At 59.2% G+C, this 22857-nt stretch carries 16 protein-coding genes and 11 pseudogenes; 4 read left to right on the plus strand and 23 right to left on the minus strand.

Annotated features, from left to right (window positions below; all coding sequences use genetic code 11):
- Positions 1-70: 70 nt before the first annotated feature.
- The 15 genes and pseudogenes from noeB to JOH52_RS29520 all read right to left on the minus strand — a co-directional run bounded on the left by noeB (position 71) and on the right by JOH52_RS29520 (position 13143).
- The gene (gene noeB / locus JOH52_RS29455; protein WP_014531698.1) at positions 71-1732 is read right to left on the minus strand and encodes a nodulation protein NoeB; all 1662 of its coding nucleotides are present in this window, start codon (positions 1730-1732) and stop codon (positions 71-73) included.
- A gap of 6 nt (positions 1733-1738) precedes the next feature.
- Positions 1739-3169 (minus strand): nodulation protein NoeA, encoded by a 1431-nt coding sequence (noeA, locus tag JOH52_RS29460; RefSeq protein WP_014531699.1) that lies wholly within the window; start codon positions 3167-3169, stop codon positions 1739-1741.
- Positions 3147-3362 (minus strand): hypothetical protein, encoded by a 216-nt coding sequence (locus tag JOH52_RS29465; RefSeq protein ID WP_003534891.1) that lies wholly within the window; start codon positions 3360-3362, stop codon positions 3147-3149. Before JOH52_RS29465 ends, noeA begins: the two co-directional genes overlap by 23 nt.
- Positions 3363-3558: 196 nt before the next feature.
- The gene (gene nodL / locus JOH52_RS29470; protein WP_014531700.1) at positions 3559-4110 is read right to left on the minus strand and encodes a nodulation O-acetyltransferase NodL; all 552 of its coding nucleotides are present in this window, start codon (positions 4108-4110) and stop codon (positions 3559-3561) included.
- Between the two features lie 197 nt (positions 4111-4307).
- Positions 4308-5363 (minus strand): annotated as a pseudogene (locus tag JOH52_RS29475) (heavy metal translocating P-type ATPase); the annotation flags it as partial.
- Between the two features lie 73 nt (positions 5364-5436).
- Positions 5437-6300: a cytochrome-c oxidase, cbb3-type subunit III gene (ccoP, locus tag JOH52_RS29480; RefSeq protein ID WP_014531703.1), complete on the minus strand. Its 864-nt coding sequence runs from the start codon at positions 6298-6300 to the stop codon at positions 5437-5439.
- Positions 6301-6303: 3 nt separating this feature from the next.
- Positions 6304-6456: a CcoQ/FixQ family Cbb3-type cytochrome c oxidase assembly chaperone gene (locus JOH52_RS29485; RefSeq protein ID WP_010967642.1), complete on the minus strand. Its 153-nt coding sequence runs from the start codon at positions 6454-6456 to the stop codon at positions 6304-6306.
- A 12-nt stretch (positions 6457-6468) separates the two neighbouring features.
- Positions 6469-7200, minus strand: coding sequence for a cytochrome-c oxidase, cbb3-type subunit II (gene ccoO / locus JOH52_RS29490; protein WP_014531704.1), 732 nt, complete (start codon positions 7198-7200; stop codon positions 6469-6471).
- A gap of 11 nt (positions 7201-7211) precedes the next feature.
- Positions 7212-8831: a cytochrome-c oxidase, cbb3-type subunit I gene (ccoN, locus tag JOH52_RS29495; RefSeq protein ID WP_014531705.1), complete on the minus strand. Its 1620-nt coding sequence runs from the start codon at positions 8829-8831 to the stop codon at positions 7212-7214.
- 254 nt (positions 8832-9085) lie between these two features.
- A pseudogene (locus JOH52_RS36595) lies at positions 9086-9515 on the minus strand (pyridoxamine 5'-phosphate oxidase family protein); the annotation flags it as partial.
- 78 nt (positions 9516-9593) lie between these two features.
- A complete protein-coding gene (locus JOH52_RS29500; RefSeq protein ID WP_014531707.1) occupies positions 9594-10229 on the minus strand; it encodes a helix-turn-helix domain-containing protein in 636 nt (211 codons plus the stop codon).
- 79 nt (positions 10230-10308) lie between these two features.
- Positions 10309-10731: a hypothetical protein gene (locus tag JOH52_RS29505; RefSeq protein WP_017272162.1), complete on the minus strand. Its 423-nt coding sequence runs from the start codon at positions 10729-10731 to the stop codon at positions 10309-10311.
- Between the two features lie 22 nt (positions 10732-10753).
- Positions 10754-11366 (minus strand): annotated as a pseudogene (gene fixJ / locus JOH52_RS29510) (response regulator FixJ).
- Positions 11359-11614: pseudogene (locus JOH52_RS29515) on the minus strand (ATP-binding protein); the annotation flags it as partial. The pseudogenes JOH52_RS29515 and fixJ, both read right to left, overlap by 8 nt.
- A gap of 836 nt (positions 11615-12450) precedes the next feature.
- Entirely contained in the window at positions 12451-13143 is a 693-nt protein-coding gene (locus JOH52_RS29520) for a flavin reductase family protein (RefSeq protein WP_014531712.1), read from the minus strand.
- Positions 13144-13404: 261 nt separating this feature from the next.
- Between JOH52_RS29520 and JOH52_RS29525 the strand changes: the two are divergent.
- Positions 13405-13512: pseudogene (locus tag JOH52_RS29525) on the plus strand (ATP-binding protein); the annotation flags it as partial.
- A 131-nt stretch (positions 13513-13643) separates the two neighbouring features.
- Here JOH52_RS29525 and istB read toward each other — a convergent pair.
- The 6 genes and pseudogenes from istB to nodD2 all read right to left on the minus strand — a co-directional run bounded on the left by istB (position 13644) and on the right by nodD2 (position 19302).
- Positions 13644-14526 (minus strand): annotated as a pseudogene (gene istB, locus JOH52_RS29530) (IS21-like element helper ATPase IstB).
- Positions 14523-15308, minus strand: a pseudogene (gene istA, locus JOH52_RS29535) (IS21 family transposase); the annotation flags it as partial. The pseudogenes istB and istA, both read right to left, overlap by 4 nt.
- A 77-nt stretch (positions 15309-15385) precedes the next feature.
- The gene (ltrA, locus tag JOH52_RS29540; RefSeq protein WP_274852902.1) at positions 15386-16489 is read right to left on the minus strand and encodes a group II intron reverse transcriptase/maturase; all 1104 of its coding nucleotides are present in this window, start codon (positions 16487-16489) and stop codon (positions 15386-15388) included.
- 643 nt (positions 16490-17132) lie between these two features.
- Positions 17133-17615: pseudogene (locus JOH52_RS29545) on the minus strand (helix-turn-helix domain-containing protein); the annotation flags it as partial.
- 196 nt (positions 17616-17811) lie between these two features.
- Positions 17812-18206: pseudogene (locus JOH52_RS29550) on the minus strand (transposase); the annotation flags it as partial.
- Positions 18207-18375: 169 nt separating this feature from the next.
- Positions 18376-19302, minus strand: a complete 927-nt coding sequence (nodD2, locus tag JOH52_RS29555) for a transcriptional regulator NodD2 (RefSeq protein ID WP_014531721.1) — start codon at positions 19300-19302, stop codon at positions 18376-18378.
- Between the two features lie 356 nt (positions 19303-19658).
- Between nodD2 and JOH52_RS29560 the strand changes: the two genes are divergently transcribed.
- Positions 19659-19811, plus strand: coding sequence for a hypothetical protein (locus JOH52_RS29560; RefSeq protein ID WP_017267143.1), 153 nt, complete (start codon positions 19659-19661; stop codon positions 19809-19811).
- On the opposite strand, the pseudogene JOH52_RS36600 reads toward JOH52_RS29560, so the two are convergent.
- Both JOH52_RS36600 and JOH52_RS29565 read right to left on the minus strand, forming a co-directional pair.
- Positions 19799-19960: pseudogene (locus tag JOH52_RS36600) on the minus strand (IS3 family transposase); the annotation flags it as partial. The gene JOH52_RS29560 and the pseudogene JOH52_RS36600 overlap by 13 nt on opposite strands.
- A gap of 95 nt (positions 19961-20055) precedes the next feature.
- A pseudogene (locus JOH52_RS29565) lies at positions 20056-20274 on the minus strand (transposase domain-containing protein); the annotation flags it as partial.
- Positions 20275-20589: 315 nt separating this feature from the next.
- Here JOH52_RS29565 and JOH52_RS29570 point away from each other — a divergent pair.
- Both JOH52_RS29570 and JOH52_RS29575 read left to right on the plus strand, forming a co-directional pair.
- A complete protein-coding gene (locus tag JOH52_RS29570; RefSeq protein WP_017266853.1) occupies positions 20590-20769 on the plus strand; it encodes a hypothetical protein in 180 nt (59 codons plus the stop codon).
- Positions 20756-22831 carry a recombinase family protein gene (locus JOH52_RS29575; protein WP_014531100.1) on the plus strand — a complete coding sequence of 692 codons (2076 nt, stop codon included), beginning with the start codon at positions 20756-20758 and terminating at the stop codon, positions 22829-22831. The genes JOH52_RS29570 and JOH52_RS29575 overlap by 14 nt, the downstream gene beginning before the upstream one ends.
- Positions 22832-22857: the final 26 nt, after the last annotated feature.

Consider the following 22857-nt stretch of genomic DNA (forward strand, 5'->3'; position numbering starts at 1 on the left):
AAGTGTGTGGGCCGTGGGGATCTAATGGGAGGCCCGCTGAAGCGATGAGTCCGCCGATGCAGGCGAGTGATCAATGGGATGCGTCAAAGTCATGCATCGGCATTATAGCAACGTGGTCTGGGTCGGTAATGGGTGCGTACACTGCTGGATCGTCAGATTTACCCTGCATAGATCCTACTACGGTCGGGGCAACCTCTGATACATTGCCACGGAACAGAGAAGCGTTTAACCACTGGACCGAGCGTAGCTTGTAGTCCGTACCCGTCGCCACGCCCGGCTTTCTGACCGCGTAAAGAGCGGAATAATTGTCGACGTAATCCCTCGGAGACATAGTCTCGACATTTCTACCCGCAGAAATACGTGAGCCGTGGTCGCCATGAACGACTATCGTAGCGTCCTGAAATCTCTTATCGCTGAGAACCGCATTAAAGAACTTATCTAGTTGCTTGGCGAGACACAGCGTTTGAGCGAAATAGAATCCATATTCTTTCACCCGCGCTTCATCTAGCTCTTGACCTGCCAACCCGCGGACTTCCGTAAGATAGGACCTCTCAACCCAACGGTTCGTTGGTTTGCAATCTTTGTTGTAGACCGAGGGACTATGCGGAAATAGAAAATGTGCAAAAAAGGCGTTTCCACGACCTTTATCTAGAATCATGTTCTGAAACTGTCCGAGCCAGTAAGGGAAGGCTAGTTGGTCGTAAGATCGCGGGTGCCATTCTTGAAGTGCCGTCTCCTTCGTCTCCAGCAAGTTGGAGGCCACGAAGCCAACGGCTGCCATTGCAAGGCTTTGCCTGTTTCCCTCGACCAGCGCCTTAACATCCGCCAGCGAAGCGGAAGCGGGTGGAACGTCCCGGTATGGGCCGCCCTCGATCCGCTGCCGTTGAATAAATCTACTTCCGTCAAATGATGCGAAGGTGTGACAGTCGACTAGCGCTTCAGTTTTGCAGTAATCAAGATGCGCAGACTGGAAGACATTGACGGATAATCCTTGTCGATGCCACAGATTGAATAACAACAGTTCCTTGAACTTTGTTACCTCCCCCGGGTAGGCATAACGCGATCTATCGCCGGGAAAATTATAAGAATAGTCCATGTTCAAGGCGGCTGGTACTGAAACCTGAGTCAGAATGTGGCGACTGAAAGCCTTGGAATGGAGCCGAAACCCATGTTTCTGGAAAACCCGCGACAATGCGGCTTTGGCTTCTGCTCCATGGGGTAATCTTGTGTCGATCCCGGAAATGCCGATCATTTCATCAGTCACGATATAAATCACGGCCGGCGCGGGTTCTTCGGCGCTCGCCTCAGTAATCAAGCCGCGATCAAGAACTGTAGAGCCCAGTAGGGCTACGGCAAATGCGGCCATCATACGGGGCACAGCGGCCATGAGCTTGAATAGGATAAGAATAAGTACAACCAGTCCAGCAAACGCCAATGCGGCGGCGCCCCCCATTCCGATGTGGTCTGCTAGTCTCCAGAAAACACCGTATGAAAGATCGCCAAAAAGGAAAAGGGTAACGGCGAGTGTGCCTGCTGTTACGACGTTGCCAACAGCTCCCCTTTTATAGCAAACGGTTGCAATCATGCCCAGGGCGAGCCCAATTACGGCAACACAAGCGATGACGGCGTACCCTGCATCGCTTCTGGGGTCAATATACACTCCCTGAAACGCGTCAATGATCGGGCTAAGCAAGATTACCAGAGGTGATAGCAGCAAGACGATTCGCTTCATTTCTGCTTACTCCGATCTTTCGAACGTGTACAAAGTTCGTTTGCTGCCAGGTATTAGGTGCTTGCGCACCACCCGGGCTTTCTGGCTGAGCGCGCTTGCAAAAGCTTCTTCGTTGTAGTCACTGAAGATGTCCTCTCGACCCGCCAACATGCGTCGCACAGTCTCGTCCTCCTTCGGAACGAATTCGATAATGCCCTTTGGTGCAACTTGGGTCACCCATGCGACAACCTCGGCAAGGGGAACGTTGTGAGCGATTGCCAAATGATGTTCGAAGGCTAGCGCCAGAACAGCATCTGCCGAAAACCTTGAGCTGAACCCTTGACGCTCCCGTTCGCCCCACCCTTGGCTCGGCGATGGATTACGTGCATCAAGGTAGAGTGGAAGAAAGTTCTTTGATGTCTGAACTGACCGGTCGAACGCGGCGTCGAGCGCGTGCGGGTCGAAGTCAAAGCCTATCGCCTTCTCTGCACCATTCTCCAAAGCTACGTAGCTAAAGTCACCGGTATTGCAGCCAAGGTCGATTATAGTCCGCGGCTTATGTTGAGCGACAAACTCTGCGACGTACTGCCCTTTATCGCTTCTCTGGGTAGCTGTGTACGTGTTGTTCGCAGCGTATCCTTGCCAAACCGATTGTTTTCCAACATCAACTTTCAGTCCGCTAATCCAGCTGTAAAGTTGGGCGAGCATGGCGCGGAAGGCATCCTTGGGAAGCCGTCTCGCACGAGAGTCTCCAAGATCTACCTTGGTCTGCGATGTCCTAGATGACTGCAGCTTTGCAGGCAAAATGATATGCATGAACAACTTGTGGGAAAACCAATGTCGGGTACTCAGCAGCTTCACGAAATCCGCACTCGGCACCCCTTCGAGATTGCCGCGATACCAGCTGTGATGCGTGATGTCGAAAACGGATCGTAGTAACAGTGGAACGAGGAACTGCTCACAAAACTGCTTATGTCCATACCAAAGCTGTCCATCGCGGTACGGCTTTATCGACAGATGATCGATGAAAGTTGGTCGTGACCCTTCAAACTGAACGTTATAAGCGGTCGCATCCGACAGGCAAAAACCCTGATCAAGTAGATCAAGCTGCAGTTGAAGATGAAAAAGCGCCGCCGCCTTCAATCCAGCAAACGACCACTCGTATGGGTAGGTGATTTGCTCCAGGAGGGGATGCTGCAGAACTCGAGCAATGCTCCCTTGAAAAAGCTGATGAAGGCTCGGCTCCGCGTCTGAGAAGTCGACGAGTCGCCCTTCAACCACGAGCTGTCGCATTACTCTCTCAGCACTGGCAAACTCGATTGCAGCAGCCGAATCCATTGTCCGCAGAATGCGATCCTGGAAGTGGAAGACTTGACCAGAGGGATCTCTAAAGGAACCGGCGACGCGTCCGGGTCTCGGTGCGGCCGCCACCAACTTACTTTCCGCCATTCTTGCCATTGTTCTCCCGGCCTAAAAAAGATCTGACAGCCCATCTGATCTTATTCCAGTATCCGGAGACAGCTGCTCCGCCGATCGCCAACGCACCGATCAAGCCCTGAACGAGCATGCTGCCCGTGCCGGGGTCGAGATATGCATGAGCTGGCACAATAGAAAGGATGAGAAATCCCACAACACTCATAATTATCGGCATCGATATCCCCTTCGCATGTTGGTTGTTATTCAAGTTTTAACGGCGGTCAATTTCCTGTGCCTTCAGTGGCTGGTCCTGATTCTGTTGCGCCCCGAACGTACGCATGGAAGCGTCGCGGCCTCAGCACAGGATACTGTCGGCTGAGCGCCTAGAGAGCTCGAACCATCTGGCAAGCGCGCCACCAAGGAGCCGAAGGTCAGCCCCTTACCCGAGCTGGGCTTCCCATTACTTTTGCGCCCGCAGGGACGTCGCGCGTGACTACGCTGCCCGCGCCAACGACCGCATGATCGCCAATGGTCACGCCCGGGAGGATGATCGCGCCACCGCCAATCCATACGTGCTTTCCAATGCGGACGGGTCGCCCGAGCTGCAGCCCCGCCTGCCGCTGCTCGGGGTCATCCGGATGATCGGCGGTATAGATCTGCACAGCAGGCCCAATTGCGGTCCCATCGCCGATCGTCACCTTTGCCACGTCGAGGATGACGCAGTTGAAGTTCATATAGGCGTGGGCTCCGATACTGATGTTGAAGCCGTAATCGCAGTGAAAGGGCGGACGGATAACCGCTCCAGGCCCAACCTCGCCTAGCCGTTCGCGGAGGAACAAATGCCACTGCTCGGCGGAGTCGCCCAAAGTACTATTGTAGCGCTTCAGCCAAGCCCCAGCGGCCAGCAAGTCGGCTTGGATTTCTGGATCCGCTGCATTGTACATCTCGCCTGCGAGCATCTTCTCTTTTTGAGTGCGTGTCATCGTCTCCTCTCAGAACGTCTTTGATGGTTGATAGGGGGTTGCCGATGTTGACTATTGCATCGCCTTGACTATGCCCGGCGTCTTTAGTGCACGGGCCCGCACTCACTTGAATTCTTTCACCTTGTCTCCTATCGAGCACACTTGATGATTAGTAAAATCGATTGTTTGGATCACCTTCATCCGCGCGGTGGATGACACCGGCTTAGCGCCCTCCCGCCTTCGGCCGCCTCCATCAGCCCCATGATCTCGGCAAGGAAGGAGTTGCGCGCGTTTGCCGTCGCCCGGAGCACCAGCGGGCCGGTAAGGTTGAGCGTGCCGGCCTCGACCGCGTCACCCGAGCTGTCCGAAATCGGCTCGCTCTCGCCGTTGACCGAGCGGTCCAGGTCGCTGGTGCCGGATACCACGCAGCCGTCGACCGGTATTCGTTCGCCTGCAGCGATCATCAGTCGCTCGCCGGGTTCGATCTCACTGACGGCGCGATATTCCGGCGAGCCGTCGGCATGCAGGACTGTCGCGCCACGCGGCGATAACCGTGCGAGGCCTGATCGCGGATCGTGCGCGGCCGCGCATCATATGGTCGAGCGTCGGCCGATGAGCAGGAAGAACAGAAGGGTCACGGTCGCGTCGAACCAGGCATGCTCCCCATGGCCGATCGTCTCGTATAGCGACATGGCATAGGAGAGAGTGACGGCAAGTGCGATCGGCAAGTCCATGTTCGTCCGCCCGTGGCGGAGCGCATTCCAGGCGGACTGATAGAAGAAGCGGCCGGCGGTAGATCAGCATCGGCCCTGCGATCATGGCCGAGACCCAGTGGAAGAGACCGCGTGTGGCCGCGTCCGCACCCGACCAGACGGACACGGAAAGCAGCATGATGTTGGCCGCAGCAAAGCCCGACACCGCGACCGCACGGATCAACTGCTTCAGAACGGCATCCCCTTCCCCTCACCGTGCGTGAGATGTGCGTCTCGTGGCCGCGCTCGCTGATCGCGCGCACCAGTTCTCCAGGGTCGCTGCGCTTTCCAGCGACCTCCTCTTTCCAGACGATCGAGATGCGGCGGGTGGAGAGATTGACGCGTGCCCGTTCGACTGTTCGACTTGGATCTTTCCCGCAACGCCGTCTCGATGGTGGTGATGCAAGCACCGCAGTGAACGCCGGGCACGCTGAGATCCGTCTGGCGCAACCCGCCTCCAAGTGCCCGGCTCGTCAGCCAAAGTTCTTCGGAAGAAGGGAGCCACTGACCCGCCCGCGGCAGTGAACAACTTCACAGAGGGAAGTCGCTGCGCCGGCCACACCGCTCTCGTTCGGCCGACGGGATCTCGTATCCGCTACTCGCCGCCGCCGAGCGAATGAACGAAGACCGCAAGCTCTTTCACCACCGGATCGCCGATGCGCTGCAACCAGGCTGGCATGACGCCATGCTTCGGCGATTTCATCTGATCGATGATCGCCTGCTCCCCCTCGCCGTTCAGCCAGATCGCGTCGGCAAGATTGGGCGCACCGAATTCGCGGGTGCCTTTCGCATCCGCTCCATGGCACGAGGCGCAGTTCTCGGCGAAGAGCTGCTTGCCGGGTTCCACGAGCGCCGGGTTGGAGGGTGTTCCGGTGAGGCTGGCCACGTAGGCTGCGGTCGCCCGTACCTCGCGCGGCGCCAGCATGTCGGTAAAGGCCGGCATTTCCGAAACGCGCGTCTCTCCGTCTCCGCTGTAGCGGATGCCATGCGCAATCGTTTGGTAGATCTCCTCAGGCTTGCCGCCCCAGAGCCACTCGTCGTCGTTCAGGTTCGGGAAACCTTTCCCGCCGGCCGCACCCGACCCATGACATTGTGCGCAATTCACCTTGAAGGCAGATGCACCGGCCGTGATCGCGAACTGCTTCAGTTCCGGGTTGGCCACGATGTCCTCGACCGCACTCGAAGCGATGCGCTCAAGGTTACCCGCCTGAGCTGCCTTCGCTTCGGCCAGTTCCGCACTGACCTCGGCGCGGCTCGAATAGCCGAGCACGCCCTTGGTCGCTTCCGTCAGCATTGGCCATGATGGATAGGCGATCGCATAGCCGATCGCCCAGATGATCGTCGCGTAGAAGCTGTAGACCCACCAGCGTGGCAGAGGATTGTTGAGTTCGCGGATGCCGTCCCATTCATGCCCGGTTGTCTCTACGCCGCTTATCTCGTCAATGTGCTTGTCGGCCATGGATCAGTCCTCCTTCAACGGGATGACAGACGCCTGAGCGGCAGCGTTCTTGGCGCCGGGGCGGAATATGAAAAAGACGACGCCGAGGAAGAACAACGTCATTGCGAGCAGTCCCCAGCTATCGGCGAAATGGCGCATGGCCGTGTACGTTTCCATGTTGCCTCCTTCTCAGCGGTAGCCGGCGGCGTCGTCATAGGTGGAGAAGTCGACGAGGGTGCCGAGCATCTGGAGATAGGCGATGAGCGCATCCATCTCGCTCAGCCGCTGCGAATCGCCGTCAAAGTCGGCGAGCTTGGCTTTGGGGTAGCGTGACTCCACGCCGGAAGCATCGGCATCGGGATCCGCCTGGGCCTTTAGGTCGGCCGTCGCGTTGTCGATCATCTCATCAGTGTAGGGAACGCCGACCGCCCTGTTTGCCTCGAGGTTCATGGCAATATTCGTCACCTCGAGCGGCGTTTCCTTGAGGAAGGCATAGCTCGGCATCACAGATTCCGGCACGACCGAGCGAGGTTCGATCATGTGCTGCACGTGCCATTCGTTGGAGTAGCGGTCGCCGACGCGGGCGAGATCCGGTCCGGTTCGCTTGGAACCCCACTGAAACGGGTGGTCGTACATCGACTCCGCCGCCAGTGAATAGTGACCGTAGCGCTCGACCTCGTCTCGGAACGGGCGGATCATCTGGCTGTGGCAGACATAGCAGCCTTCGCGAACGTAGATGTCGCGTCCGGCGAGCTCCAGCGGTGAATACGGCCGCATGCCCTCGACCTTCTCGATGGTGTTTTCGAGATAGAAGAGTGGTGCGATTTCCACGATGCCGCCGATGGAGACGACGAGCAGCGAGCCAACGAGGAGCAACGTGGCGTTCCGTTCGAGTAGCGCATGTTTATCGAGAATGGACATAATCTGCCCTCCTATTTCGCCGGTGCCGGCAGCGGCGCGGCATCCAGGGCCGCGGCCTCATCGCGCACGCAGCCGAGGATGGTCATTGTTACGTTGAAGGCCATGAGGAGCGCGCCGGCGAGGAACAGGGCGCCGCCGGCGGCGCGCATGACGTAGTACGGGAACATCGCCGCCACCGACTCCGCAAAGGAGTAGACGAGGAAACCCTGATCATCGTATTCGCGCCACATCAGCCCCTGCTGGATGCCCGCTACCCACATGGTGGCGGCATAGACGACGATGCCTAGGGTCGCGAGCCAAAAGTGCCAGTTGACCATTTGCAGGCTGTAAAGACGCTCCCGGTTCCAGAGCTTCGGCACCAGATAGTAGATCGCGCCGAAGGTGATCAGTCCGTTCCATCCGAGCGCGCCGGAATGGACGTGACCGATGGTCCAGTCGGTATAGTGGCTCAGCGAATTGACGGTCTTGATCGACATCATGGGCCCCTCGAAGGTCGCCATGCCGTAGAAGGCGACGGCCATGACCATCATGCGGACGACCGGATCCGTACGGATCTTGTCCCAGGCACCGGAGAGCGTCATCAAGCCGTTGATCATGCCGCCCCAGGAAGGCATCCAGAGCATGATGGAGAAGACCATGCCGAGCGTCTGCGCCCAATCCGGCAATGCCGTGTAGTGCAGGTGGTGGGGACCTGCCCAGATGTACATGAAGATCAGCGCCCAGAAATGGATGATCGACAACCGGTAGGAATAGACGGGGCGATTCACCTGCTTCGGGATGAAGTAGTACATCATTGCCAGAAAGCCGGCGGTCAGGAAGAAGCCGACCGCGTTGTGGCCGTACCACCATTGCGTCAGCGCGTCCTGGACGCCGGCGAAGGCCGAATAGCTCTTGGAACCCATGAACGATACCGGCACCGCCAGGTTGTTGACGATGTGCAGCATGGCGATCGTCACGATGAAGGCGAGATAGAACCAGTTCGCGACGTAGATGTGCGGCTCCTTGCGCATCAGGATCGTGCCGAGGAAGACGGCCAGATAAGCGACCCATACGATCGTCAGCCAAAGATCGACGTACCATTCCGGTTCCGCGTATTCGCGCGACTGCGTGATGCCGAGCAGGTAGCCGGTCGCTGCAAGCACGATGAAAAGCTGATAACCCCAGAAAACGAACCAGCCGAGATCTCCGCCGAAGAGGCGCGCTCGACTCGTGCGCTGAACCACATAGAAGGACGTGGCGATCAGTGCGTTGCCGCCGAACGCGAAGATCACGGCCGACGTGTGGAGCGGCCGCATGCGGCCGAAGCTGAACCAGGGCTCCACATTGAGGTCGGGGAAGGCAAGTTGCAGGGCAACGACGACGCCTACGAGAAAGCCGACCACGCCCCAGAATACCGTGGCGATGACGCCGTACTTCACGACCTCGTCGAAATATTCCGTCTCTCCGGCCCGGCGACCCGCGGCAGCCGGACGGAAATCAACACGGCGCAGGAGCACCAATGTGCCGCCGAGCAGCACGAAGAACAGTACCCACATGTGCGCGCCGAAAAGGCGGTCCTGGGCGAGGCCTGCTCCGACCAGCGCCAGGAAGGCGCCGACGGCAAGTACGACCATCTCGACTGTGTGTTTCATGGTTGGACCCCAACTTCTTTTCTAATCGCTGACGGTGAACGCTTGCGCGCAAGCCGCCAACGTCGTTCGAGAATTGCCATAGCTTCGGCACCTTGATTCAGATCAAGACAATGGGAGCGTCGCCGCGCATGCCTCGGAAACCGGAGTGACCGCGACGTCGGAAACATGGCAGCCAGGCCCCTGTTCGCGGGACCGGTGACCCGGGCACATTGCGGTCTTGATGCAAGCTCCGCGCGCAGTACGCCGGATACAGCAGCGCTTGCTGCCCGGGCCGCTATCTCGTCCATCTCAACGCAGACGAAGATGTGGGCAGACGGCTTTGCTACAGGTTTGAGACCGCCTGGCTTCCACCAATTTGGCTTTTTTTCGCGCAAGGACCAGGCGTGTATGCGCTCATCATGGTGGTCGTGCGCCGCCGTTGGTTCGCGGCAACGGCCAAACACGGCCGCGCTTTTCCATTGGCGGTTGCTGGCAAACTCCTCTATCTGGAGCGACATCTTTGATTGTTGCGCGTCCAATCGATCTTCTGGCCGGACATGGAAGAACAGTAGATGCAATTGCCCAAGAGCGCGTACCTGATCGGCACGATGTAGGGCTGGCCGTCCCTGCAACAACCCAATCGCGCCAGATCTCCAGCGGCGACTATCCGTGACATTCAACACAAGAAATCTCCCATACGAACATAGCTTTTCCCCTGCTCCCACCACGCCCGGTCGGCTGCTGCAACCCGGGGAGAGGGCTGAGCGCGCAACCACTGCAGGGTCAATCGCAGAGCGAACGCAGAGCTTCCAGCCTCACGATGTCGATCGTCCTTGCGTCCCTAAGCGCGATGACGCTGCGCGCCTTCAGTTTCGTCACCACGCGCGACACTGTTTCGATCGTCAGGCCGAGATAGTCCGCGATATCCTGTCGCGACATGGGCAAGCGTAGCTGCCTGCATCCTCCCTGACGCTCGCAAAGATCGACGAGGAATGCGGCAATCCGTTCCACGGCACATTGCCTGCCGATCACCAGAAGATGCTGCTGAGCCCGTGCCATGCCGGTCAAGGCGAGCGCGAGAAGCTCCCGCGAACGCTCCTGCATATGCCGGCGACCGAAGACGCCCAGTGTTGTTTCCGTGATGGCTTCGGCAAAGAATGCATGGTTGGGTCCCGCTTCGAACCCGAACATTTCGCCTGGGAGATGAAAGGATACGACTTGTCGGCGTCCATCTGAAAGGAGGCGGTAGACACGCACGGCTCCGGTCGAAACCTGATAGCACTTGTCAATCAGATCACCCTGGGCATAGATCTCGCGACCCGGCTTGTAGGTGGCGACAAGATGGGGCCCAGAAATTGGGGCCGGTCCAAGGTGTTCGGCCTCAATGGACTGTGGTTTGGCGGTTGCAGCGGCGTACATGGATTATCCCCCGTTCGATGTGGGGACAGATTGCCAATTCGCGTGACCCGGGGATATTCGGTTAGATCACTAAAGGGAACTACTTAGCCGCCTCGATCAGGCTGTTGATCACGCCGAGCAGGTCGGCACCGGTGAACGGTTTCGTCAATGTCGTGTAATCCACACGTTGCTGAAGGGCCGACAGGCCATCAACCAGCAGGATGGCCGGGCCCCCGCGATTGCTAAGGAATTGCGCGGCGGCCTGAGGCTCGGATCTGAGTATGTCGTCGTCCAGGACCGTGCAGAGCGCCAGCCGGGAAGCATCTTCGGCTGTCCGCAAGGTGTCGTACGACTGGGTCGCATATCCTTCGACCTCAAGCGCGAATGCCACGGACCGCCGGAGGCCCTGGTCCGCCGCGACGACGATGATGGTTTTCGCATCCAACAATTTGAGTCCCGCGCAATGTGACGTGCATCTGCCGCAATGAGCCGCCATTACGCCCCTTGCGGCAACGCGCCGCATTGCGCGAGATCAACTCGGTGGATCAGGAAGGACCGAAGCCACCGGCGAGAGCCATTCGCACGAGGTGGGGAAGGCTCTTCGCCTTCATTTTGGCCATGACGTTCGCGCGATGCACCTCGACGGTGCGAGGACTGATGTCCAGGTCATAGGCAATCGACTTATTGGGGAGGCCCGCCACTACAGCCGATAGCACCTGGCGTTCTCTCTCGCTCAGCGTCTGGAGCCTTGCTCGGATATGGTTGCCTTCGCCCGCATCGGCTTGCGGAACGACCAGATGTTCAGATGCCCTCTCGATTGCCTCGATGATCACGGTATCCCTCGAAAGGTTTTTCGATGAAATCCACGGCTCCCGCTTTCATGGCCTCTACCGCCATGGGTACGTCGCCGTGCCCGGTAATCACGATCGAGGGTATATTGATCTTGTGATCGCCGAGATTGCGCAGGAGGTCCACACCGGACATCTCCGGCATTCTCAGATCCATCACGAGGATGCCGTTTCTGACGTTCGGCGCGAAAGCCAGAAAGGCCTCGGCCGATTGATGCATTTTCGCGGCGAATCCGTTCATTGTCATGAAGGTCAGCGACTTCCTGACCGGCTCTTCGTCATCAACAATGTGCACCGTATAATCAGTCATTTGCAACGATCCGTTCATCTACATAGGCGGGAAGCGTGAACCGGAAAGTGGCTCCGCCGACCGCATTTTTCGAGACAGCCATTTCACCGCCGTGCGCCTCGACGATCTGCTTCGAGATGGACAGCCCGATACCCATTCCGCTTGCCTTTGTGGTCACAAATGGCTTGAAGAGCTGACCGCCGATTTCCTCCGGAATGCCCCCACCCGTGTCTTCAACGACAACGGCAATTCCCCGCATCGGCCGGCATTATGTTCCGAGGACTATTTACCGCTGCAATGCCTAGCGCTTTGCTGGTTTCAACCATGCGACCCTTCCTAGACCATGCTGGCGTAAGTAGCCAACCCGCTCCTTGCAATTGTCTGAGGACGGAAGATGGCTGCGACCTATTTGATAGTGACGTACAAGGCAATCCTCCTCGCAATTTAAGTCAGCCAGTTTGAAGATGACCTAAACGCGGCGGCAGATCATTGTGCAGTTGAGGATGCGCACCGCCGCGAATGCTGCGATGAAAGCAATGAAGATTTACCCGGCGTTAGACGCCTAAGATCAAGCGCTCGGCGCGAGCCCAAGGCTCGAGATCGCGGGGCGCAAAGACCGTAGCTTGATCAGTGCCGATCGTCGCCGAATGAAAACCCTTCCGTCGCGGGCTCAAGGGCAAATTCTACGCATTCGTCGACGCCCATGTCGGCCCAACGTCATCTGACCAGCCGCAAATCTCCGACTGCACCGGCCCAACGCGCTGCCGCATGACCTCGGCCAGGACGATATCGTGCTAACTGGCAGGTTAGTGATACTATCTTGCTAAGGCCGCCGAGCAAAATCCTAGGCCAACATCCCGCCAAGGACAAACGAGGGTCATTCGTTTTCTCGCGCTGGTCTATCGGCAGCGGAACCTTCTAGAGCAGTGTCAACGGCGCTGTGAGGCATCGCGACCAGTACAATCTCCGAACAGTACTCCATGCAGTAGAGCAATCGGTGCGGAGCTAGGGTGTCATAATGAGGAGCAAACGCTCTAGATGCGCAACCTGAGCAGGTTACCCTCGGTCAGTCCGAGTCTGTGATCGTAGCCCGCCCGCTTGGTCCTTAAAGATCGAGCAGAGAAAACCAATCGTGGACGCTCAGTCCCAATTGTTCGAGGTGGGACGCCAGCGTCTTTGCTGGGTCACCGCCCCCGGCGCTGTAACTCGGAAGGGACAGATTATCGTCGCCCAATGGAAAAAGCGCACCGTGGCGCTCCAACACCGCGGCGGCGCCGATCTCTCCGCCCGCTGCAGAGGAATTGGCCTTTGCCGCGACTCTCGGAGTGAAGTAGCCGCCGCGAGCATAGCCCAGACCATTCAAGCCGCTGCTTTCGAAGGCTGTCACGCGACCGACCATCATGACATGGTCGCCCGCCTCGATAACATCATGCATCGAACATTCAAACCACGCCGCCACCTGCGCGAATATCGGACAGCCGTTCGGACCCCTCGCCCAGTCGACAGCAGCGAAGCGATCTTCGGCGGGGCGGGCAAATTTAATGGACACATCCTTCTGCGCCTCTGACAATATGTTGATGGCGAAGTGCTCGGCTGTGGTCATTGTCGAGTAGTCGCGCGCAGTCTTGGGAACGCAAACGAGCAGCAGCGGCGGATCCAAGGATACAGATGTAAAGGACTTGGCAGTGAAACCAACCGGTCTGTCCGCCGGACCGGTGGCTGTTATGACCGTCACTGCGGTTGGAAACGCTCCAAACGCCTCGCGCAAAGCTCTCGGGTCGAAAACGTCCGCCTTCATGTCCTTTCCCTCCTTGCGCGCCAGCTATTCTGCCATCGTCGCATAGACGGCTTCTGCAGGCAGATTCACCATGTGTTCGGCCCGCCGCGGATCGCCAACGATAGGGCCTTTCTGTCGACTTGAGACCTCCAGCACTTCCCTGCGTATTCGAGCGGCCATCGGTAGCCGTCTTCTAGATTACGTCTCATGGTATGCCATATTACGTTCCTGTCAAGCGACTCTTCAATGCGGGACCTGATGCCCGGCCAAACGCCTGACCGCGGCGACCCAACCTATGCCGATGCCATACTCGATAGGTTGGTCCACAATGCCCACCGCATCGAATTGAGCGGCGATAGTTTGCACCGAAATCTGCCGCGCAAAGCTTGAGACCTCGCCTGAATGAACTGACAACAATCATCGCCTGCAGACCCCACTAAACAGGGGGCGAGATCATCCCGGAAACCGGGTGTCAATGCCGCTGTAAATTTCCCCAAAAGTGCCGAAGTAAAATTCCCCAATTATGCCGACGGGGTCGTCATGGAGAGATGGCTATTTTTCGGCGGCCGTCCCCTCGGTTTCGGCGGAGGGGTGAAGGCTGGCGGCGTGATCAGCGCCTTCGAGCGGACATGCTCCGGCATGAGCTCGGCATGCTGACGCAGTCGATAGCTTGATCCCTCGATCTGGACGACGACGGCATGGTGCAGAAGCCTGTCGAGCAGCGCGGTGGCAACGACCGGATCGCCGAAGACATCGCCCCATTCGGCAAAGCCACGATTTGAGGTGAGGATCATTGCCCCACGTTCGTAGCGGGGCGTTGACGAGTTGGAAGAACAGATTGCCGCCGCCGGCGATGACCGGAAGATAGCCGATCTCGTCGACGATCAGCAGGCTTGGCCTGCAGAAGAAGCGGATGCGCTCCTGCAGCCTGCCTTCCCGTTCGGCGCGTGAGAGCGCGGCGATCAGATCGGCGAGCGTTGTGAAGTAGACGCTCTTTCCGGCCTTAACGGCCTCGACGCCGAGAGCGGTGGCCAAGTGGCTTTTGCCCGTTCCCGGTGGGCCGAGGAAGTGGACAGCCTCACACCGCTCGATGAAGCCGAGCTGTGCGAGGGTGAAGATCCGATCCTTGTCGAGCGATGGCTGGAAGGAGAAGTCGAAGCCGGCCAGCGTCTTGATCGTCGCAAGCCGCCCCATCCGCAGCGCGGTCTTGATACGGCTATTCTCGCGCAGCGTCAGCTCCTCGGAGAGCACGATGTCGATGGCTTCCAATGCGGAGAGTTCGCCATGCTCCAGGCGACGAACAACGTGATCGAGAGCCTCGAGCGCACGGGGCATCTTCAGGCCGACGAGATCGTGCCGAATGCGATCGATCATTGAGGATGCAGTATCGAAGGCGACGCTCATGGGCGGTTCTCCCGTGCCATGGCTTTGCCCACGGCGTCATAAAACGCCAGCGACCGATGAGAGACTCTGTCGCCAGCGCCCTGAAGAACGACGCTGCTATCGGTGGACGGCGGCAGTGAACGCTGGCAGGCCATGCTTCGACGATGATCGGGGTGGATGTGTCGTTGCCTGCGCCCCTCGAGGACAGGATGGACGGCGATCAGCGTGCCGTTCTCGAAGATGCGGACCTCGTCCGCGAGCGAATGGACTTCGACCATCCGGCTGCCGGTCGCGTCGGGAACACTGTAGGCATTGCCGCCGACGCTGACCATGCCTTCGCGGGAGATGCGGCGCTCCAACTTCAGAACCGAGCGGAAAGCGGCGAGCGGAAGCGGTCGCAAATGCGGCCGTTCTTCGGCGAAAGCCTCATTGACGACGCGTAAGGTGGTGGCATGCGTGCGCGGATTGGCGACGCTGTCCAACCAGTGCCGCAGTTGAGCGTTGAGGTCGTCGAGGTTGCGGAACGAGCGCGCCAGGAAGAAGTCTTCCCGAATATAGCGAAACGGTCTCTCGACCTTGCCCTTCGTCTTGGCCCGATAGGGACGGCATGCCCGGGGATGAAAGCCGTAGTGACGCGCGAGATCAACAAGCGCACGGTTATAGACAATACCCTCTGTCTCGCCCTCGCCGATGACTGCCGTCTTCATCCGATCGTACAGGATCTCGCGCGGAACGCCCCCAATCGCCTCGAAGGCGGCGACATGGCAACGCAGCACGGTCGGCAGGTTCTGATGATCGGCATAGGGGCGGCCGTTGTGACCGCGCCCCTGCCACACCACCCGGCATGCGGGTCCGCACCGGGCGGTTCGAAGAGTTGAGGTCAGGCGAGGCGGGGGATACGGAGGGCATCCATCCACCTGAGGGTTAGGACCGAATTGAGCAACATGCCGCTGTTGCGCCACCATCTGCGGCTGTTGACCGCGATCTGCCGTGCCACTTCGGGCTTGGCGCCCTTGGCAAGCAGGGCCTTGTAGGTGGTCTTGCCACGCTTCCAGTGCTTGAGCTGGATCGCGCGCACCCGGTGACGCATCCACTCCTCCAGCTCCTTGAAGAGCCTTGGAGTTTGTGCCAGCCGGAAGTAGGCTTTCCAACCCAGAACATAGACGCGCAGGCGCTCGGCCACTTCCGCCATGCTGCGCCCGCCCGAACGGCGGGTCAGTTGCCGGACGCGGCGCTTGAACGCCTTGAGCGGCTTGTCGGCCACCCTGCGCTTGACCGCGCCATCCCGGCCCCGCCAGAAGCTGAAGCCGAGGAACTTGCGGCCAAACACACTGGTAACCGCGCTCTTGCCCTCGTTGATCGTCAGGTGCAGCCGTCCGTAAAGCCGCCGCAGAAGCGCCATGACCCGTTCGCCCGCCTTGCGGCTGCCAACGTAAACGTTGCAGTCGTCCGCATAGCGCACGAAGCAATGGCCCCGGCGTTCCAGTTCCTTATCCACCTCATCGAGCAGCACATTGGCCAGAAGCGGCGACAGCGGCCCGCCTTGCGGCGTGCCCATCACCCGCTCCTGGACCACGCCATGGTCCATGATGCCGCTGTTCAGATAGGCCCGGATCAGGCGGATAACCCGCTTGTCCGATACCCGTTTGCTGAGGCGGTCGATCAGGATGTCGTGGTTGACCCGGTCGAAGAACTTCTCCAGGTCGACGTCCACGACAATCCGCCGGCCCGACTGCACGTATGACTGCGCCTCGAGGACAGCGTCATGCGCACTACGGCCCGGCCGGAAGCCGTGGCTGTGCTCGCTGAAAGCGGGATCAAGGAGCGGCTGCAGCACTTGCAGCAGCGCCTGCTGGATCAAGCGATCCGTCACCGTCGGGATGCCGAGCTCGCGCTCGCCCCCATCCGGTTCGGGATCGTCACCCGTCGCACCGGCATCGGCCGGTACGTTCCCGCCAGAACCCGTTCGCGGATGCCAGGCCACGACGTGCGCAGATGAGCCGCGGTCGCCTCGATGGACAGACCGTCCGCACCAGCCGCGCCCTTGTTGGCCTTCACCCGTTTCCAAGCTCTTTGCAGGTTCTCGCGCGCCAGGGCCGCTTCCAGCAGCCCCGGCCCTGTGCTCTGCGCGTCACAGCGCGGGCAGGTCGCTTCATCGCTGCCCGGTTCAGACAGGGCTTCACCCTGTCTCCCCACGGACCGCCCCGCTCTCGCGGGCATCTGATGCCTGGCTTCCTGCATCGCTATGCCTCAAGCACTCCTCTTCGTTCGGTCCTTCGCCGCGGATACGGCTACTACGACCTCTGCTGACTTCTCGCTCCGGCTCGACACCGTCGCCCTTTCAGGCGCAAGGCGAGATCTCCCCGGGTAAGAACGCATTCCTTCACCGCACCACCGCCGGATCTACGCCGCCGCCCCTTGGTCACGAGAGCTTCGCGGTTCATGGCCCGCTCGCCCTGGTCGGCACCGCCTCATATCCGGTTCTTGTTCATCGGCACGCGGTTTACGCTCCACGCTTCCTCCCCACGCTCGGTCACCCTCACGCAGTTGCGCTTCACTTCACTCGCTGTGACCAGCTCGTGGCGGGACTTCCACCCGCAGGAATGCGCCCATGCCGGGCGCACCATGACGAAGCGCGCCCAGATGAGGCGGCTGTAGCCGAGCACCATGGAAAACAACCAGACGATCCTCGGCGTCGTCGGTTCATCGGTGAACACGACATGAAACTGGGCAAAATCGACCTGCGCCTGCTCGCCCGGCGGCGTCTCGAAGCGAACCTCGAACCCTTGCTCGCTCGGTGGTCGAACGTCACGCAAGAAGTCGGTCAGCGCCGTGTAGCCGCCGGAATAGCCGAGATCCTTGATCTCGCGGAAAAGCCGCCGCGCTGTCAGGCCGGGATAGGCCTGCACGCGTTCGCGAAGATAGGCCGCGAACGGGTCGATCACCGTCGCTCTTGGCTTGCGCGGGCCATAGACCGGAGCCTCCAGCCCGCGCTCGATGTACTTGCGCACCGTCTTGCGATCGATACCAGCCTGCCTGGCGATCGCTGACACCGACAGACCTTGCCGATGTAGATCCAGGATCATCATCATCTCCCTCAGCTTGATCACCGAAATCCCCCTTCCGACCATCGGAAGCAGTATCGGTGATAACATGTGACCGATCTTCCGGGGCGCGCGCCGGAAGACCGCTCACGGCGCAAACTGGGGAAGATTCAAACGGCACATTTGGGGAGTATTGTTCCGGTATCCACACCGGGGGCGCAATCATCTCGGAACAAAGGGGCGGCTTCATCGGAATCGGCATGGAAAGACCCATCTCGTCTATGAAGACGAGGCGGGCTGGATCGAGGTCAAGCTGTGCATCGAACCAGTCCTGAAGCCGCTTCAGGAGGTCTGGCCGCTCCTGCTCCAATGCGCTTTTTTTGAATGTGAAGCCGCGCTTGCGCAGCCAGACGTCGAGGGTGCTGCGGCCGATAGAGACGGATCGGTCCTCTTCCAGACGCAAAACCATCTGTTCAGAGTGATGTCCTTCGACGCCTCGATCATGCCGATGATGAAAGCCTCATGATCGTCGAGACGGGAACCTCCAGGTCGACCCTGCTTGGCAGCGCTCACCTGCCCCTGCCGGGCGCTCGCGATCCAGGCAATCGCCGTCGAAATCCCGATCCCGAACCGCGCTGCAGCCGACCGCGCGGACATCCCACTAGCCGACGCAGCAAAAACCCGGTGGCGAGGGCGGCTTGTAGGCGCGCTTCTGGCCGCGACCTTGAAGATGACAAGGCCTGACGATCACGCCTATCGGCGGATGCATTTTGATCCCATGAAGTACAGTCTCGACGAGAAGCCAGTTAATGTCGTTTGGGGGCGCCTAAGACATTTCTCCCTGAAATTCGCTGCGCGAGGCTTCCTGCAAGAGTAACTCCCGGATCCAGACATTTCCGGGATCCTTGTCGTGGAGGGCGGGCCACTGGACAGCCTCAGTGAACCAGAGGGGTGGCAGCGGATGCTTGACGATCCGCAGGGGTATCGTTTGTTCGAAATACTTTACCAGGCGCAATGGGAGAATGGCTATACGATTGGTGCCCGGCAGCAACGGCGGAATCAAGGTAAAACCTGGCACGACAAGTTCGACACGTCTCTTGAAGCCGTGCTCCAGCAATAGCCATTGTTCGAAGGAGGGCTTCAAGGCACGCCCGAACTGGGCTGCAACATGCCCCATCGATATATATCTTTCGAAAGAGAGATCCCCAAGCAACTGCTCATTCGTCGGGCAGCCGACGCACACGAGTGGCTCGGCAAACAGCTTCGCTTTAGGGTGCGCACTCGACATGAACAAGTCCGGAAGAATTAGAAAATCAACATCACCGCGCCGGAGAAGCTCATAGGGATCGTCGTCTAGCGGCAGCAACTCGAAGCTGACGCCAGGAGCCTCCCGAGCCAAGCGCTCCACAACCCGCTCAAAGAATACAAGTGTCATGAAGTCCGAAAGGATGATCCTGAAACGGCGATCCGACTGGGCTGGGTTGATCGGATCCCAAGCAATGATGGAGAGCTGAATGTGCAGTAAGGCCTCACGCACCGCAGGGGCGAGCGCTTCGGCACGCGGTGTCGGGATAAGATCGCGGCCCTGCATCGAAAACAGCTCGTCGCCAAAATAGGTGCGCAGGCGCGCGATAGCCGCGCTCATGGCCGGTTGACTGAGCTTGACCCTGCGTGCGGCGGCCGTGAGCTTGCGCTCGGTCATCAGTGCGTCGAGCGCGACGAGGAGGTTTAGATCTAGGCCCCTAAAACGCATGTGCGGTATCCATAGCGGAGATGATTGTTCCCAAACAAACGATTTTCACACTCCCATTAGAGAACCCTGAAGTTAACGAAATCAAGCTTCAGTGAAGGATTCTTTCCTCATGACCTCGCTGGACTGACATTTCATCCCTCATTCAATTCATCGATCGCCGGACGGGGCCGATTTTCCTGCCAAGCAGGCAGGCGAGTCAAAGACCAGGCGTCAAGGTCATTTTTCAGTTGCTCAGGGCTCCGCTTGGACTTACCGCCACGGCCGTTGCCGACCCCCCCTTGCCGTAGAACGCGATCTAACGCTGAGCTGCCACCTTGTTTCCTTCGTTGTTTGAAGCATCTCGGTCGTTCGGACACATGCAGCAGGAGATTTCCGCTTTTACTAAGCAGCTTGCCTCGGCCGGCGCCGACGAAATCGGCCAGTGCATCGAACGCCTCAGGAGCGGCGGCATGCGGATCTCCGAAACGATCACTGCTGCAAACCCGGTCGAAGAATACCGGGAGGTGTAATGGTAGGTCGACCGCTCAAGTCGAGTGCGCCGCAAGCACGCCGGATCGAGATCGTCCAATCCCGGCACATACCCTTCACCACCTCCCGCTTCCGAGCAGGCCTTGAAGCTTCGCCGAATGACATCCTGCAACATCTCGAGGTCCAGCGTATGCGGCGTCCACGCCCCATCGATTATTCAGTTGCGGCGATCTGAGGTTGATCGACGGGCCGTCAAATGAGCTCACCGAAGAGTATCTGACGAGCTCATTGTGAGGCCTGGATGCGAGCGGCATAGGCCCATGGCATCAGGGCATCGATGTCTTTGGCGAGGTGGCCGTTTGCGAGGCGGGTGAAGAGGTTGCACAGATAGGCGTAGGGCTCAACGCCGTTCATTTTACAAGTGCCGATCAGGCTGGCAAACCGGGCCCAATTGCGGCCCCCTTCATCGTGCCCCGCAAAGAGCGCATTGCGGCGGTTCATGGCCATTGCAAGGTCATTCTACCCATATCGGCGAATATGTGACCATTCATTACCCACATCATCCGCTTTTTGGGAAGCGCGTGAGACGTCAGGGCGTCGATCATCGCAAAGGCGGGGCGGTCGCGCACATCGAGACGACGCCCGGTAATGTCATTGTCATTCCGACGTGGATGCTGGATCCGATTGCCTGTGCGGGCATGGAGATTGGCGAGCCCCGTGCTTCCCTTGAAGCGCTCATTGAACTCGCCAGTCTATTGACCCCTCAAGGTGAGAGGGCACCCTCGTCAACTGCCAAAGCAGTTGACGAGGAGGTTCCAGATGAAACTGCCAACGCCAATTCCACCCGAGGGTCCGCGCCAGATGATCATGGCGTTCGACTCGGTGAAGACGCGTGGGATGAGCCCGCGCCAAAGGGAAGCCGCACTGATGGCATTGGCCATGTTGTTGATGGAGGCGGCCTGTGTAGCGGAGAAGGAGGCGCCGCATGAACGCGTTTAGCCCTCTGCCGCCAGCGCTTCTGAAGCGTAAAGCCGTCGTCTATGTGCGACAATCGAGCCAAAGCCAGGTCATGCAAAATCTCGAGAGCCAACGGCGCCAATACGATCTTGTGGATGCTGCGCGCCAGCACGGTTTCCGACGGGTCGAGGTGATTGATGATGACCTCGGATTGTCGGCGAGCGGCGCGGTCGCCCGTCCGGGGTTCGAACGTCTTGTCGCCTGGCTCTGCGCCGGAGACGTCGGCGCCGTTTTGTGTTTCGATGCTTCGCGTCTCGCCCGAAACGGGCGTGACTGGCATCATTTGCTCGAACTTTGCGGCCTCGTGGACGCCCGCGTCATCGACCAGGACGGCGTCTATAATCCGTGCTCTCCTAATGATCGTTTGCTTTTGGGCATGAAGGGCACGATCAGCGAGTTCGAGCTTGGCATTATTCGCGCGCGCATGCTCGACGCTGCGCGTGCCAAGGCCAGACGCGGAGAGCTGCGCATCAGCGTTCCTATCGGTTATATCTGGTACCGCGATGCGGGCCTTGGTTTCGATCCGGATCTGCGCGTGCAGGAAGCCGTCCGTCTGATCTTCAGCCGGTTTCGAGAGCTGAGAAGCGGTCGCCAGGTACTGTTGTCGCTGACGGAAGACAAGCTTTGCTTCCCACGTCCGACGGACGGACGCAACACGACGACTTTCGACTGGACACCGATCCGATATCGCAATGTCATCTCGGTGCTAAAGAATCCGTTTTACGCTGGCGTTTATGCTTACGGCAAAAGCGAGAAGCGCACCGAGATTATCGATGGCCGCGCCCGCAAGACCTATGGCCATGGCAAACCGAAGGAGGAGTGGGAAGTTTTTCTCAAAGATCACCACGACGGTTATATCGAATGGGACGAATATGAACGCAACCAGGCGCTGCTCGCCGCCAACGCCTATGGGCAAAAGGGCGGTGCAAAATCGGGCCGCGGTGGGCGTGCGCTGCTTTCTGGGCTCCTTTCCTGCGGTCGTTGCGGGCGGCGCCTGTGCGTCGCCTATACCGGCAAAACGCCACGTCCGGTTTACCGCTGCGAACGCCCCAATTTGATGTTAGGACTCAATCGATGTCTTGGCTTCGGCGGCCCGCGAATTGACAAAGCGGTTGCCGCGGAGCTTCTGCGCGTAGTCCAGCCGATGGCGATAGAGGCGGCGATGCAAGCTGAACACATGCAGTCTGAGGCGCGAGCTGAACGCCGCCGCGCCGCTGAACTCGACCTGCAGAAGGCGCAATATGAAGCTGCGCTCGCAGAACGACGCTACGCCGCCTGCGATCCCGACAATCGCCTGATCGCGGCAACGCTGGAGAAGAACTGGGAGGTCGCTTTAAAACGCCTGGAGGCCTGCAAGACACGCCTTGACGCCGAACAGCTCCCGGATACCCCGGCAAAGCTGCCTGATTTAGATGGCTTGGCGGAAGATCTGCAGGCCGCCTGGAATGCGCCGGGCGTCAGCACGCGGGCGCGGCAGCGCCTCGCGCGGGCGCTGATCAAGGACATCATCGCTGATGTCGACGAAGAAGCGCGCGACGTCGTCCTGACAATCCATTGGCAGGGTGGTCAGCACTCGCAACTGCGCGTCAGAAAGCCCAAGACCGGCGAACATGGTTGCAATACGTCCGAAGACGCTCTTGAGGTCATGCGTTCCATGGCTGGAAGATGGAGCGACAGCGATATCGCAGCCACTCTCAATCGCATGGGCATACGCACAGGCTTTGGCCACACCTGGACGGCTCACCGCGTCTCTTCGATCCGCCGTGTCAACGATATTCACGCATACTTTTCTGCCGAAAAGAGCGGCAAATGGCTGACGATGACGGAGGCGGCCACCAAACTCGGCGTGACAAACCACGTCATCCGCAACCTGATCAAGGCAAAAATCCTGCCGGCCGAACAAGTCGTGCCCAGAGCGCCTTATCAGATTAAAGCCGTTGATATCGAACGCGAAGATATCATTGAAGCGATTAACAATAGACGACGGAAACGCCCATATCGCGACCCTCGGCAAATCGCCCTTCCAATAAATTCAATTACTTAGAAAGGGGGTGCATAATGACTCATGTC

Source organism: Sinorhizobium meliloti, from assembly GCF_017876815.1.
Lineage (GTDB): Bacteria > Pseudomonadota > Alphaproteobacteria > Rhizobiales > Rhizobiaceae > Sinorhizobium > Sinorhizobium meliloti.

Coding starts and splice junctions, on each gene's coding strand:
- noeB (WP_014531698.1), bottom strand. CDS start 1,732: ATGAAGCGAATCGTCTTGCTGCTATCACCTCTGGTAATCTTGCTTAGC.
- noeA (WP_014531699.1), bottom strand. CDS start 3,169: ATGGCAAGAATGGCGGAAAGTAAGTTGGTGGCGGCCGCACCGAGACCC.
- JOH52_RS29465 (WP_003534891.1), bottom strand. CDS start 3,362: ATGCCGATAATTATGAGTGTTGTGGGATTTCTCATCCTTTCTATTGTG.
- nodL (WP_014531700.1), bottom strand. CDS start 4,110: ATGACACGCACTCAAAAAGAGAAGATGCTCGCAGGCGAGATGTACAAT.
- ccoP (WP_014531703.1), bottom strand. CDS start 6,300: ATGGCCGACAAGCACATTGACGAGATAAGCGGCGTAGAGACAACCGGG.
- JOH52_RS29485 (WP_010967642.1), bottom strand. CDS start 6,456: ATGGAAACGTACACGGCCATGCGCCATTTCGCCGATAGCTGGGGACTG.
- ccoO (WP_014531704.1), bottom strand. CDS start 7,200: ATGTCCATTCTCGATAAACATGCGCTACTCGAACGGAACGCCACGTTG.
- ccoN (WP_014531705.1), bottom strand. CDS start 8,831: ATGAAACACACAGTCGAGATGGTCGTACTTGCCGTCGGCGCCTTCCTG.
- JOH52_RS29500 (WP_014531707.1), bottom strand. CDS start 10,229: ATGTACGCCGCTGCAACCGCCAAACCACAGTCCATTGAGGCCGAACAC.
- JOH52_RS29505 (WP_017272162.1), bottom strand. CDS start 10,731: ATGCGGCGCGTTGCCGCAAGGGGCGTAATGGCGGCTCATTGCGGCAGA.
- JOH52_RS29520 (WP_014531712.1), bottom strand. CDS start 13,143: ATGAAGGCGGACGTTTTCGACCCGAGAGCTTTGCGCGAGGCGTTTGGA.
- nodD2 (WP_014531721.1), bottom strand. CDS start 19,302: ATGCGTTTTAGGGGCCTAGATCTAAACCTCCTCGTCGCGCTCGACGCA.
- JOH52_RS29560 (WP_017267143.1), top strand. CDS start 19,659: ATGCAGCAGGAGATTTCCGCTTTTACTAAGCAGCTTGCCTCGGCCGGC.
- JOH52_RS29570 (WP_017266853.1), top strand. CDS start 20,590: ATGAAACTGCCAACGCCAATTCCACCCGAGGGTCCGCGCCAGATGATC.
- JOH52_RS29575 (WP_014531100.1), top strand. CDS start 20,756: ATGAACGCGTTTAGCCCTCTGCCGCCAGCGCTTCTGAAGCGTAAAGCC.